This window comes from Pantoea sp. X-Soil-YNGN-785, assembly GCF_059730585.1.
In genome coordinates this window covers 101,008-114,133 of the sequence record NZ_AP035942.1, presented here as the reverse complement: position 1 = coordinate 114,133, position 13,126 = coordinate 101,008, and the positions used below count along the sequence as shown (strand labels likewise).

Below are 13,126 nucleotides of genomic sequence, written 5' to 3'. Positions count from 1 at the left end.
TTACTTCCTGCCGGAATCATGGCTCTGCTTTGGGTTCAGACGCCGCCAGGCATGACGCTTCAGCATCACCCAGGCCGCACTGCCCACCAGCGCAGAGAGCAGCATCGCCGCCACCGCCAGCAGCACCGAGTGCTGGTTGGCATACCAAACCACCATCATGTACCAGGGCATCTCGCCGCTGGGGAACTGTGCACCGACGCGGAAACTACGAATGCCGTTTTCATCGGTGATAATCGCGGTGTCGCCACGCACTGCGGCGTTAATCTGCGCCGAACTTAAATCGTTGTGCAGTCGCAGCAGCTGATCGTCGCTGGTTGCCACCGTCATCACCACCAGCCGATCGCGATTCCACGGCGACCGGTAGCTGAGAAAGCCCCGCCACGCTTCGTTGGAAGAGAAGTAACGATCTGCATCCAGCTGCTGACGACTCCAGTCGCCGGTCAGCCAGCCGCGTAATTTTTCCAGCGTGTCCGGCTCTTTCACCCCAAAGGTGCTGCTGGTGGCATCATAAGGTGACGCCGCCAGCATCGCCTGATTGAAAGCGCTGTTGCCGGTGGTGCTGACTGCCAGCAGATCGCTCTGCTGGATGCGCGCCAGATGGGTGCCGCCAGTGGGCAGACCAAACAGCACCTGATTCTGCGTCAGCGCTACGCCGGTCGCGGTTCCGGCCCGCGCCGCCAGATCCAGCAGCGTCGACAGCTCGGCATTACTGGGTGTTTCCGGCAGCAACAGCGTGGTCTGGCCGAAGTCAGCCAGCCGCGAGAACGGGAACGAGGCACCGACAAAGTAAGAGAGGTTCGGCAACATGCTGAAGTGGCGGGTATGGCTCAGATCGATCCACGAGTCCTCTTCAATCCGACTCTTGATGTTGTTATTCAGGAGCACACCGCAGGGCGCATCGGCGCGCGGTTTGATATTGAAGTAGAGCGCCAGCTGGTTATCGCCATAGATCAGATAGGGCTCGAGATTCAGCTGATACTGCTCCTGACGCGCATCACCGCCTAAACGATGCCAGGCGTTCTCCAGCAGACCGACCTTGTTCACCGTCAGGTTGCGCAGGAAGGTGCCGTTGAGCATGACGTTAAGGAACGAGTTGTCCTCATCAATCCAGCTTTCAGACGGGAAGCGATAGTGCAGATTAACCGGCACCGTGTCGCCATCCCACAGGAACAGATCCGGCGCGGCACGGAAGTTAACCCGCAGCGCGTCATGCCAGATGCCGCTGCTGGTCAGGCTCTGATCTTTACGCAGCAGTTCGCTCAGGCGGACCGGGCGGTCAGTGTTAATCCAGCGTGGCGCATCGTAAGGTTTGCGGTTGCCAATGGTCTGTACAGGAACCTGCAGCTGGCTCTCATCGGTGGTGAATGGCTGGGTTGTCAGACGGTTCGCCGCCTGACGCAGCTGATCGTCATTGTTACCACTGACCAGCAGTAATTTGTAAACCGGGTTACTGGGGTTATCCACCACCTGCAGCATCGGGCCATGACTGGCCGGGAACGTCAGGGTGCCGATTCGATCGCCAGGATGACCAAACAGGATGCCGTTGTTTTCCGGCAGTTCGCCGCGCACCACCGGGAACCGGATGCCGCGATAATCACTCTGAATTCCAAGCCAGGAAGCGACCAGTGCCGCCGCGCTGACCGCATCAGGTGAAACGTTACTGGCAAAGCCCATCGTGATGGTGGACGCCGTCATCCGCTGCGGATCCAGGAACGGACGCGGGAAGTTGCGCAGGCGCGTACCGATATTAAGCTTCTGCCCTTCAAGGTGCAGCGCGGTATTCGGCAGAATGGTGACCTGATACTGCTGCGCGCTCTCCTTCTCACACAGCAGCTTGTCCGCATCGTTGATTTTAAAACTGAGGTTGTTGTTCGACACCACCATCGCCGCCGGAATATCCAGCTCATAATCACTGACGTCGCTGTCCGTGGCACCCAGCGGCAGCGTACCGAGCGGCTGACCATTCAGCATCAGCTGCAGCGAGGTATTGCGAGCTGCCAGCGCGGCTGAGACGCGCAGCGTCAGATTCAGTCGCGCATTGGTAATGACCTCATCGCCAGGCAGGGTAAAGGTGATGCCCGACTGTAACTGGCCGCCGGTCAGCGTGATACCGCGCGACTGGCCCATCTGGGCTACGGAGATGACGCTGCTGATCGGCTGATTGATAGCCGGCGTAATCGGCATCTGCGGTTCTGCAACCGGCGCAGTCGTCTGGCCTGGCGCGTAGGGCAGCGCACTGGCGGCCGCTTCCAGCGCGGGATCGGCACTGCTCAGCCCCTGCGGCAGCGGCACCGCGGAGAGCGCGCTGCTGTCCTGCGTCACAGCGCCGCTGCTCGTCACCGGTGCGGTGGCTGGCGCGGCGGGTAAAGCTTCACCGGTTACTGACGCCTGAGGTGCGGCGGCGGCTTCTGCAGCCGGAGCATAAGATGGGGTCGCAGATGTCTGTGAGGCATCCGGTACTGCACTCGGTGGCGCAGAGGCCGGTACAGATTCTGCGGACTGAGTCGCCGCGGCTGCGGATGGCACTGACGGCGTTGCTGACCCACCACCACTCACCGGGGCCGTCACCTGCGCTGAACCGGCATCTGGTGTGGCAGTGTTATTAACAGGCGTTGCAGGTGGCGTCGCCGGAACCTGATTTTCCGCTGGCACACTGACAGTGGCATCAGCTGACTGTGTGGTTGCAGCGGCCTCAGGCGATGCCGGAGCCGCACTGTTTACCGGCGCACTGACGGCGGCAACAGCAGATTGTGAGGTTCCAGCGGCATCAGACGATGCCGGAGCCGCGCTGTTTACCGGCGCACTGACGGCGGCATTAGCAGATTGTGAGGATCCAGCGGCCTCAGACGACGCCGGAGCCGCGCTGTTTACCGGCGCACTGACGGCAGCACCCGCTGGCTGGCGGGTTGCAGCAGCCTCAGGTGGCATCGGTGCCGCGCTGTTTACCGGCGCGGCACTGCTGTTATCAATCGCTGTCGGCGTTTCCGCGCCAGCGGGCGTCAGCCATAACGCGGCGGTCAGTGAACTGGCCAGCAACGTGTGCGTCAGGATCTTCATGCCGCGCCATCCTCTTTCGCCGCCGCGGCAACCGGGTCGACTTTTTTACGTTTATCGTGGCGACCTTTCCAGGTCAGCCAGAACAGCTCAAATACGGTGCGGATAATGGTGCCCAGCGAAATCAGCGGGTTGTCCTGCTTATATTCCGGCTGGATCCAGGCATCCGCACGCGCCAGTACCACCCGCACCAGTTCGCGACGGCGCGCCAGCGGCATCGCCTCAAAGCGCAGGCGGATGCTCTCGTCATCGCCGGAAATCTTACTCACCGGGATGGTGATCGCGCCGGATTTCAGCAACAGATCAATCTCTTCAATTTCATCCGTTTCATGACGGCCATCCGGCGCATCGAGTTGCGCACCGCCCATCGACAGGTTACTGGTCAGCGTGCGTGATGAAATGCCGCTGGCGTAGTGAATAATCGCCGGGATTTGTACGTCAACGCGGATGGTTTTACGCACCTGTTTGGTTTCGCGCGCTACGGCAATCGCCGCCATCAGAATGATCAGGCTGAAAATCGCCCAGCCGACGTTAAGCGCAATAACGTAAGGGTCGACGCCAAAATAGTCATGCATCACCGCACGTACCACGCCCGCGACAATCCCGATGCCCAGCAGCAGCGCCACAATGACGTGCGGACGCACGATGTGGAAATCGAAGAAGCCCTGATCCAGCACGCCGCCTTTATCGGTCACGTTAAACTTGCCATGTTTCGGCGACAGCAGCGTCAGGATGGTCGGGATCACCAGATGGAAGCACATTACCGTCTCATAAATCTCACCCCAGAAGGTGTAACGGAAGCGGCCATTCATGCGCGAGTTAACGTAAAGCGACATCACCAGGTGCGGCAGCACATAGGCAAAAATCAGCGACGCCGACGAGTGAATAATATTCAGATTAAACAGCAGGTAAGCCAGCGGCGCGGTCAGGAAGGCGACGCGTGGCAGGCCGAACTGGAAGTGGAGCATGGCGTTGAGGTAGCAAAGACGCTGCTGCCACTTCAGGCCACGACCAAACAGCGGATTATCGACGCGGAAAATCTGCGTCATGCCGCGCGCCCAGCGGGTTCGCTGGATGATGTGCAGACCCAGACGTTCGGTCGCCAGACCGGCCGCCAGCGGGATCGACAGGAACGCTGAACCCCAGCCCAGGCGCTGCATTTTCAGGGCGGTGTGTGCATCTTCAGTGACCGTTTCAACGGCAAAGCCGCCAATCTCTTCCAGCGCCGAACGACGGATTACCGCACAGGAGCCGCAGAAGAAGGTGGCGTTCCAGTTATCGTTACCCTGCTGCACCGGGCCATAAAACAGCGCGCCTTCGTTGGGAATGCTGCGCGCAGCGCGCAGGTTGCGCTCAAAGGGATCGGGCGAATAGAAGTAGTGCGGCGTCTGCAACAGCGCCAGCTTCGGATCTTTCAGAAACGGTCCCACCGTCGCCTGCAGGAAAGTGCGGGTTGCCACGTGGTCGCAGTCGAAGATGCAAATCAGCTCACCTTTGGTGATTTTCATCGCATGGTTGAGGTTACCCGCTTTGGCATGTTTGTTGTCGTCGCGGGTGATATACCCGACCCCGACATCCGCCGCAAAGCGGGCAAATTCGCTGCGTTTGCCATCATCCAGCAGATAGATTTTGAGTTTGTCACGCGGGTAGTCGATACACTGCGCCGCCAGCACGGTATCGCGCACCACATCCAGGCTTTCATTGTAAGACGGCACATAAATATCGACCGTCGGCCACAGATGAGTATCGTCCGGCAACGGCTCAATGGTGCGCTTTAATGGCCAGGTGGTTTGCAGGAAGCCGAGAATTAAGATCAGCCAGACGTAAAGCTCCGCCAGATATAAGCCAATCCCTAATATCGCCTCGACTTCGGAATTAAAGTGCAGCGTCTCAGTGGTGCGCCACCAGATATACCGGCTGGACATCAGGGCAGAGAGAATCACCATCACCACGGTTATTTTGCGGCTCTTGCTGAAACCCAATAAAAACATCATGCCGATGCTGATCAGACCAAAAATATACTGTTTCTGGCTGTCCATTGGCGTAATGATGATCACCGCGGCAACGGGTGCAAGCACCAGCAGCAGCAGGTAAAACCCGATTTTACTCATGATTCACCCTGAGAAGAGCTGTGTAAGTCAGTCGCCTGCAGTAGCCGACTAAAAATGATTTGTGCGGATGGAAGCCTGAACTTCGCCATTTCCCACGGTGATATTCAGAATGCTGCTGACCCGTTTGGCGATCAGTTCAATATCAAATGCCGCTGCTGAGGCAGGACTGAAATCATATACGGACTGCTGGGAAGCATTGGCTTCACCCACACTTTCATCACGGTGAACCACGCCCAGTAAATTATCGCCCAGACGCTGCTGCATAAATGCAGTGACATCGCGATTAATATTCCGGCGATTATCGCACTGGTTCAGGATAAAATAGTGTCCCTGCTTATTATTGAGCGGTTTCCCGGTCATCCGGTTCTCTTCAATCTGCGGTAATAACGACACAGAAGCGGTATCCGCTAACATCACCACTAAATGCATATCGGCCAGCGCCGTCATTGCTTTAAGGGCCGGGCCCGGACCAGGCGGAAAATCAGCGACAATGACCAGACCGGGATAATTAAGTACCGTATCAAGACCACGCTTAATAAAGTGGGGATCTTTCATCAGGTTCTCTTCGAACCGTTCGCGCTGTGGCTCGGTGACATCGCCATAAGGCAGGACAAAGATATTGCCGCCAGTGGTGAGGATCGACTGGCTCCAGTCCGCCTGCTCTTCTGAGCGCGCCACAAATCCGCGACCATCATGCAGCGGCACGCCAAAGTGAAGACGCAGTGCATTCTGCACATCAAAATCAATAGCCAGAACTTTGCTACCGGAACGCGCCAGACTCCAGGCCAGATTCGCCGCCAGCGTGGTTTTCCCCACGCCTCCCTTCGGCGAGCACACACAAACTAACGGCATAGCGCAATCTTCTCCAGTAACGGTTTGAGTAAAGTTTCTTTCGGCAGATTCGACGGTTCGCTGTCACGCGAGCGGAACAAGGCACTAAACCGTTCCGGTTCAGAATGGGGTGTGACAGGCGTGAGGGCGGGCTTTAAATTTGCCGCCATGGCGGGCCGGACGGGCTCAGGATGTGATACAGCAACAGGCTCAGCCGCAACCCGTTTTTGCGGCGGCGGCGGTGGCGGAAACAGTGATGAAGGGTCACGTTCAGCCGTGCGGGCTGCGGGCAGGCTGCTACCTGACAGACTATCGAGAATTGAGCTGCGGGCTGATGTCGTCGGTTGCGCACTGAGTGTGGCGGGCCTTACCTGTGCCTCAGGCGGTGGCGCGGTGAATTCATCCCCGCGCAGCGGCTGAGGCTGCGGCAGGTCGATTCGCTGACCGCCACCCAGTGAGGTCTGATGGTCCTCTTTCGCCAGCTGGCGAATCAAAGCCCATTTACTGTGTTCCGCCGCTTCCTGCGCCTGGCCAGACATATCTTTAAAGTCGATGTCGAGCGTTTGCGTTTTCTCTTTAAAACGCTGCAAATCATCGTAATTATTCTTCATTGGCCGTGGCCTGCAACAAGGGGGGAATTTTCCTGGAATATAACACATCCCTTTAATGTCAGTCAGAAAAACCTGATTACAAATAAAGCAAATTCAATAAAATAGTTTAATCATAAAGATTCACTTACAGCGGAATAAAGCCAATATAAGATGATTATCCCCTATAATTAATAAGTGATGTTTAAGTTAAATTAATCTGCGATGTTTCAATAATTTTTAAGACTTAGCCGCTCTGACAACCACTGGCACAACCAGGCGGGACACGATAAGCGCAATGTTAAGCCGCAATCGGGCTGCCGCAGGCGCAAAAAAGCCTGATCGCTGTCATAAGGGATGGAGAGTGTTTATCTTTTTTCGCTGCGAATATCACCAGCAGAAAAACAGGTTAAATCTGATAACGGAAAAAGACGGGAAATAACCGAAACGTGATGGCTGGTCCGCCAGCGGTGCGGTTTACAGCGGAATTGAGATAAAAAAAAGCGCCAGAAAGGCGCCTTTGGCTGAGAAGAGAAGTGAGGACGCAGGGAGTATGGCACTACCCAATCAGAAGCACAGATGGTTAACCCTCTTCAGGAGAGGGAAGCATACGCCTGGAGCAAAGCAACGCGGGCTACGGAGGCGTTTTGCGTCTTTGCGAAGGGCGTATGCTCCCTGAGCTATCAACGAATCAACGGACTGAGCCGCCAATCCTCAGCTGACCTTTTCTGCCACACCCACCGGCTGGTTCTCATCCTGATCGACCGCGAAGCAGGCAATCTCCTGACCACTGTAGTTTTTCAGCTTCGGCTGTAACTGCACGCAGGTGCCAAAACGTCGGTGGCAGCGTGCATTGAAAGCACAGCCTGGCGGCGGATTAAGCGGGCTGGGCAGCTCGCCGGTCAGCTTAATACGCTCACGACGGTCGTCCGGATTCAGACGCGGCGTCGCTGACAGCAAAGCCTGGGTATAAGGATGGCGCGGGTTGGCAAAAATCGCCTCTTTACTGCCCTTCTCGACGCAACGGCCGAGATACATCACCATCACCTCATCGGCAATGTGCTCTACTACCGACAAATCGTGCGAGATAAAGACGTAGGAGAGACCCATATCCTGCTGCAGATCCATCATCAGGTTCAGCACCTGAGCACGCACCGAAACATCGAGCGCCGAAACCGGCTCATCGGCAATCAGCACGTCCGGATCGAGCATCAGCCCACGCGCGATGGCGATACGCTGACGCTGACCGCCTGAGAACATGTGCGGGTAGCGATCGTAATGTTCGGTTTTCAGGCCCACTTTCGCCATCATCTCCAGCGTCTTCTCGCGGCGTTCCGCTTTGGTCAGCTGGGTATTGATGACCAGTGGCTCCTCCAGAATCTGGCTTACTTTTTTACGCGGATTGAGTGAGCCATACGGGTTCTGGAATACGATCTGGATTTTCTGACGACGCAGCTTCTGCGCCTGGGGATCGTGCTTCAGCAGATCCTGACCGTGCCAGTAAAGCTGCCCTTCTGTCGGGGTTTCAATCATCGTCAGCAACCGGCCCAGCGTGGATTTACCACAGCCTGACTCGCCGACGACCGCCAGCGTTTTGCCGCGCTCCAGATTAAAAGAGACCCCATCCAGCGCTTTGACCAGACGCTCCTGACCAAACAGCCCCTTCTTCACCGGGTAGTGTTTTTTCAGATCAATCGCCTGCAGCAGGAACTGATCTTTCGTGGTTTCATGACTCATAAGTGGGTCTCCCGGCATCATCCAGAGGATAGTGACACTTGGACTGACGTCCTGGAATGGTGCGCAGTTCCGGTTCTTCCTGGCGACAAAGGTCAGTCGCATAGGGGCAGCGTGGGTTAAGCAGACAGCCAGCCGGGCGGTCATATTTGCCCGGCACTACGCCAGGCAGTGACGCCAGACGCGCTTTATCAGCCGCAAACTCCGGCAGCGCGCGCAGCAGCGCCTGGGTATAAGGATGGCGCGGCGCTTTGAAGATATCGGTCGCTTTCCCGCTCTCCACAACCTGTCCGGCATACATCACGATAATGTGGTGCGCCGCTTCTGCCACTAACGCCAGATCGTGCGTAATCAGGATCAGCGCCATGTTCTCCTGCCGCTGCAGATCCAGCAGCAGTTCAATAATCTGCGCCTGAATGGTCACGTCGAGCGCCGTCGTCGGCTCATCGGCGATCAGCAGCTTAGGCCGGCAGGCGATCGCCATGGCAATCATCACACGCTGGCTCATACCGCCCGACAGCTGGTGCGGATAGACATCAAGCCGTGACGCCGGATCGGGAATGCCGACCTGATTCAGCAGGTCGATTGCCCGCTGACGCCGGGTGCGTTTGTTGCCGCCCTGATGCACCTTGATCGCTTCCATAATCTGGAAGCCCACGGTGTAGCAGGGATTCAGGCTGGTCATCGGGTCCTGAAAAATCATCGCCACTTCAGCGCCCACCAGCTGGCGGCGCTCGCGTTCAGAGATGCGTTTCAGATCGCGCTGGTTGAACTCCAGCTTCTCCGCCATCACTTTGCCAGGGAAGTCGATCAGTCCCATGATCGCCAGTGAACTGACCGATTTGCCGGAGCCGGACTCGCCCACGATACCGACGACCTGGCCCTGCTCAACCTGATAACTGATGCGGTCAACCGCACGGAACGGTGCTTTATCGTCGCCGAAATGCACCGATAGTTTGTCTACATTTAATAACGCCATCTCGGTGCCTCTTTACTGCTTGAGTTTCGGGTCGAGGGCATCACGCAAACCGTCGCCCATCAGGTTAAATGCCAGCACGGTAAGCAGAATGACCAATCCAGGGAAGGTCACGACCCACCAGGCACTTTGCGCATACTGCAGAACGTCGGAGAGCATGGTGCCCCACTCCGGCGTTGGCGGTTGCGCACCCATACCGAGAAAGCCCAACGCCGCCATATCGAGAATGGCGTTGGAGAAACCTAATGACGCCTGCACGATCAGCGGTGCAAGGCAGTTAGGCAGAATATTCACAAACATCTGGCGCAGCATACCGGCACCGGCCACGCCGGAGGCGGTCACATAGTCGCGGTTCACTTCCACCAGCACCGCCGCGCGGGTCAGACGGATATAGTGCGGCAGCGCCACAAAGGTCAGCGCGATAGAGGCGTTAACGATCGAGGGGCCAAAGATGGCGACCAGCACCAGCGCCAGCAGCAGGCTTGGCAATGCCAGCATGATATCGACCACGCGCATGATGATGGCATCGACCACGCCGCCGAGATAACCGGCCAGCAGGCCGAAGATCACGCCGAAAATCAGCGACAGCACCACCACCAGACAGCCGACCAGCAGCGACAGGCGCGCACCGTACATCAGACGCGACAGCACATCGCGGCCCACGTCGTCGGTGCCCAGAATGTAGCTCCAGTTACCGCCCTCCTGCCAGACCGGCGGATGCAGCAGCGCATCGCGGAACTGCTCAGCAGGCGCATGCGGGGCCAGCACATCGGCAAAAATGGCACACAGCAATACAATGATGATGTAGACCAGGCCCACGACGGCGCCTTTGTTACGTTTGAAGTAGTGCCAGAATTCCTGGAATGGGGTCATCGGCTTGGGTGCAACGGTAACGCTGCCGGGATCAACAACAGACATGATGCCCCCTTATTTCTTGTGACGTATGCGCGGGTTAACCACGCCATACAGCAGATCAACCAGCAGGTTGACCACAATAATCAGTACCGCGGTCAGCAGCACACCGCCCTGCACCACCGGATAGTCACGGCGCTGCAACGCTTCAATCAGCCAGCGCCCCAGACCCGGCCACGAGAAGATGGTTTCGGTCAGAATCGCCCCGGCCAGCAACGTGCCGACCTGCAGACCAATGACCGTCACCACCGGCAGCATGGCGTTACGCAGTGCATGCACCACGATTACGCGCATCCGCGTCAGGCCTTTGGCACGCGCCGTACGGATGTAATCTTCACCCAGTACTTCGAGCATTGCCGAACGCGTCATTCGTACAATGACCGCCAGCGGAATGGTGCCGAGCACGATGGCGGGCAGGATCATGTGCATCACCGCATCGTGGAAGTCGCCCGGCTCACCCCAGAAGAAGGTGTCGATCAGCATAAAGCCGGTCAGCGGCATGCTGTCATCCAGGAAGACGGTGTCGCCGACCCGCCCGGAAACCGGTGTCAGGTTGAGCTGCACCGAGACCAGCATGATCAGCATGATGCCCCACCAGAAGATTGGCATGGAGTAGCCGGTCAGTGAGATGCCCACGGCGGTGTGATCGAAAATTGAACCGCGTTTTACCGCCGCCAGCACCCCAACCGGGATACCAATGGCCACGGCAAATATCATGGCGCAGATGCCAAGTTCCAGCGTCGCTTTGAAGCGCGGAACAAACTCATCCCAGACAGGGATGCGGCTCTTGAGTGAAATGCCCAGGTCGCCATGTAATACGCCGTTAATGTAGTTCAGGTACTGTTTCCACAGCGGCTGATCCAGACCTAACAGCGCCATTAACTGTGCATGACGTTCAGGAGAAATACCGCGCTCGCCAGCCATGATCAGCACCGGATCGCCCGGGATCATGTGAACAAACGCGAAGGTGAGTAATGTAATACCGATAAACGTTGGGATGACAAGGCCCAGACGTCGGAGTATGAACTGCAGCATAATCCGGGTTCTCTCTTGTCCGCGCGACCGTCGCCGCGAGGGTTGTTATTGCTTACATCTGACGATCGGGTAGGCCCGACCGCGACGCAGACAGGCTGCGCCTCTACCGTTTCCAGTAAAACAGGGAGATAAAGCCGGGGCGACGCGCAGTCGCCCCGGAAAAGGCGACAATTATTCTTTAATGTCTACCTGAGCAAAGTAGTGTCCGCCCAGCGGATCGACTTTGTAACCGGAGACTTTTTTGCTGACCGGTTCGTATACCGTTGAGTGCGCGATCATCAGCGCCGGTGCCTGGTCATGCATTACAACCTGAGCCTGCTTGTAGTACTCGATACGCTTCGCCTGATCGGCGGTGGCGCGAGCGGGCTGAATCTGATCCTCGAAGGATTTATCACACCAGCGCGAGTAGTTAGAGCCATCTTTCGCCGCTGAGCAGCTGAACAGGGTGGCCAGGAAGTTATCCGGATCCCCATTGTCGCCAGTCCAGCCCATCATGACGGTCTGGTGCTCACCCGCTTTGGCGCGCTTCAGATATTCGCCCCACTCGTAGGTGACGATTTTGGCTTTGACGCCAATTTTCGCCCAGTCGCTCTGAATCATCTCAGCCATGCGGCGAGCGTTGGGGTTGTACGGACGCTGAACCGGCATTGCCCACAGGTCGATGGAGAAACCGTCTGCCATGCCCGCTTCTTTCAGCAGCGCTTTGGCTTTCTCAGGATCGTAGGCGTAGTCTTTTACGTCGTCGTTATAGCCCCACATCGTTGGTGGGATCAGGTTTTTAGCCGGCTGGCCTGCACCCTGATAAACGGCGTCGATAATCGCTTTTTTGTTGACCGCCATGGTCAGTGCCTGACGCACTTTCAGGTTATCCAGCGGTTTTTTCTCAACGTTGTACGACAGATAGCCGACGTTCAGGCCAGCCTGCTCATACAGGTTGATGTTTTTGTCCTGCTTCATACGCGCAATGTCAGCCGGGTTCGGATATGGCATGACCTGACATTCGCCCTTCTGCAGCTTGGCGTAGCGCACCGACGCATCCGGGGTAATGGAGAAGACTAAGCGATCGATTTTTGGCTTGGTGCCCCAGTAATCCGGGTTAGCTTTGTAAAGAATGCGCGAATCTTTCTGGTACTGCAGCAGCTGGAACGGACCGGTACCGACCGGGTTCAGGTCGACGTTTTGCGGGGTGCCCGCTTTCAGCATGTTGTCTGCGTACTCTTTCGACAGAATCGAGGCGAAGTCCATGCCGAGGTCAGCAAGGAACGGTGACTCAGGGCGGGTCAGCACGAAGCGAACGGTATTCTCGTCCACTTTTTCGATTTTGCTGATCAGCTTCGGCATGTCCATGCCTTCGAAATATTCGTAGCTGCCGCCGGAGACGCCGTGGTAGGCGTTGTTTTTATCCAGCTGGCGCTCAAAGGTGAACACCACATCATCCGCATTGAAGTCGCGCGTCGGTTTGAAATCTTTGGTGGTCTGCCACTTCACACCTTTACGCAGGTGGAAGGTGTAGGTTTTACCGTCTTCACTGACATCCCACTTCTCTGCCAGCGCAGCGTGCAGTTCGGTGGTGCCGATAGTGAACTCAACCAGTCGATTGTAGATCTGACGTGAGCTGGCATCGTAGGTGGTGCCCGAGGTGAACAACTGCGGGTTAAAGCCTTCCGGAGAACCTTCAGAACAGTAAACGAGGGTTTTTGCCTGAACACCGGCGGCGACAGTCATAGCAATCAGGCTCAGACCGACCTTCAGCATCCCGGATTTAGCCAAGGAGTTGATCATGCTTTTGCTCCATTGTGATGTGATGTTGTGTGTATTGCCCGACCTCTGATTTTTTTATGCGGTTCAGGCGTACCACCGAACAGGTGGTTAACGCGCGCTGCGTT

General features: G+C 57.0%; 9 protein-coding genes. All 9 read right to left on the bottom strand.

All coding sequences use genetic code 11. The features are described from left to right. Window positions 1-3,057: a cellulose biosynthesis cyclic di-GMP-binding regulatory protein BcsB gene (bcsB, locus tag AC6I8E_RS00510; RefSeq protein WP_497824315.1), complete on the bottom strand. Its 3,057-nt coding sequence runs from the start codon at window positions 3,055-3,057 to the stop codon at window positions 1-3. After that, entirely contained in the window at window positions 3,054-5,165 is a 2,112-nt protein-coding gene (bcsA, locus tag AC6I8E_RS00505; protein WP_497824314.1) for a UDP-forming cellulose synthase catalytic subunit, read from the bottom strand. Before bcsA ends, bcsB begins: the two co-directional genes overlap by 4 nt. 48 nt (window positions 5,166-5,213) lie before the next feature. Then, window positions 5,214-6,017 carry a cellulose biosynthesis protein BcsQ gene (gene bcsQ, locus AC6I8E_RS00500; RefSeq protein WP_033734778.1) on the bottom strand — a complete coding sequence of 268 codons (804 nt, stop codon included), beginning with the start codon at window positions 6,015-6,017 and terminating at the stop codon, window positions 5,214-5,216. Then, window positions 6,008-6,607, bottom strand: coding sequence for a cellulose biosynthesis protein BcsO (bcsO, locus tag AC6I8E_RS00495; protein WP_497824313.1), 600 nt, complete (start codon window positions 6,605-6,607; stop codon window positions 6,008-6,010). The genes bcsQ and bcsO overlap by 10 nt, the downstream gene beginning before the upstream one ends. Window positions 6,608-7,297: 690 nt before the next feature. After that, the gene (gene dppF, locus AC6I8E_RS00490; RefSeq protein ID WP_095706420.1) at window positions 7,298-8,320 is read right to left on the bottom strand and encodes a dipeptide ABC transporter ATP-binding subunit DppF; all 1,023 of its coding nucleotides are present in this window, start codon (window positions 8,318-8,320) and stop codon (window positions 7,298-7,300) included. Further along, window positions 8,310-9,296: a dipeptide ABC transporter ATP-binding protein gene (gene dppD / locus AC6I8E_RS00485; protein WP_033784396.1), complete on the bottom strand. Its 987-nt coding sequence runs from the start codon at window positions 9,294-9,296 to the stop codon at window positions 8,310-8,312. Before dppD ends, dppF begins: the two co-directional genes overlap by 11 nt. Window positions 9,297-9,308: 12 nt before the next feature. Further along, window positions 9,309-10,211 (bottom strand): dipeptide ABC transporter permease DppC, encoded by a 903-nt coding sequence (gene dppC, locus AC6I8E_RS00480; protein WP_013359639.1) that lies wholly within the window; start codon window positions 10,209-10,211, stop codon window positions 9,309-9,311. Window positions 10,212-10,220: 9 nt separating this feature from the next. After that, entirely contained in the window at window positions 10,221-11,240 is a 1,020-nt protein-coding gene (dppB, locus tag AC6I8E_RS00475; RefSeq protein WP_013359638.1) for a dipeptide ABC transporter permease DppB, read from the bottom strand. Window positions 11,241-11,411: 171 nt separating this feature from the next. Continuing rightward, window positions 11,412-13,022 carry a dipeptide ABC transporter periplasmic-binding protein DppA gene (gene dppA / locus AC6I8E_RS00470; protein WP_013359637.1) on the bottom strand — a complete coding sequence of 537 codons (1,611 nt, stop codon included), beginning with the start codon at window positions 13,020-13,022 and terminating at the stop codon, window positions 11,412-11,414. Window positions 13,023-13,126 lie beyond the last annotated feature (104 nt).

Bases quoted from the DNA above. Each gene is read 5' to 3' on its own strand.
- bcsB (WP_497824315.1), bottom strand. From the start codon at position 3,057: ATGAAGATCCTGACGCACACGTTGCTGGCCAGTTCACTGACCGCCGCG.
- bcsA (WP_497824314.1), bottom strand. From the start codon at position 5,165: ATGAGTAAAATCGGGTTTTACCTGCTGCTGCTGGTGCTTGCACCCGTT.
- dppF (WP_095706420.1), bottom strand. From the start codon at position 8,320: ATGAGTCATGAAACCACGAAAGATCAGTTCCTGCTGCAGGCGATTGAT.
- bcsQ (WP_033734778.1), bottom strand. From the start codon at position 6,017: ATGCCGTTAGTTTGTGTGTGCTCGCCGAAGGGAGGCGTGGGGAAAACC.
- dppA (WP_013359637.1), bottom strand. From the start codon at position 13,022: ATGATCAACTCCTTGGCTAAATCCGGGATGCTGAAGGTCGGTCTGAGC.
- dppD (WP_033784396.1), bottom strand. From the start codon at position 9,296: ATGGCGTTATTAAATGTAGACAAACTATCGGTGCATTTCGGCGACGAT.
- dppC (WP_013359639.1), bottom strand. From the start codon at position 10,211: ATGTCTGTTGTTGATCCCGGCAGCGTTACCGTTGCACCCAAGCCGATG.
- dppB (WP_013359638.1), bottom strand. From the start codon at position 11,240: ATGCTGCAGTTCATACTCCGACGTCTGGGCCTTGTCATCCCAACGTTT.
- bcsO (WP_497824313.1), bottom strand. From the start codon at position 6,607: ATGAAGAATAATTACGATGATTTGCAGCGTTTTAAAGAGAAAACGCAA.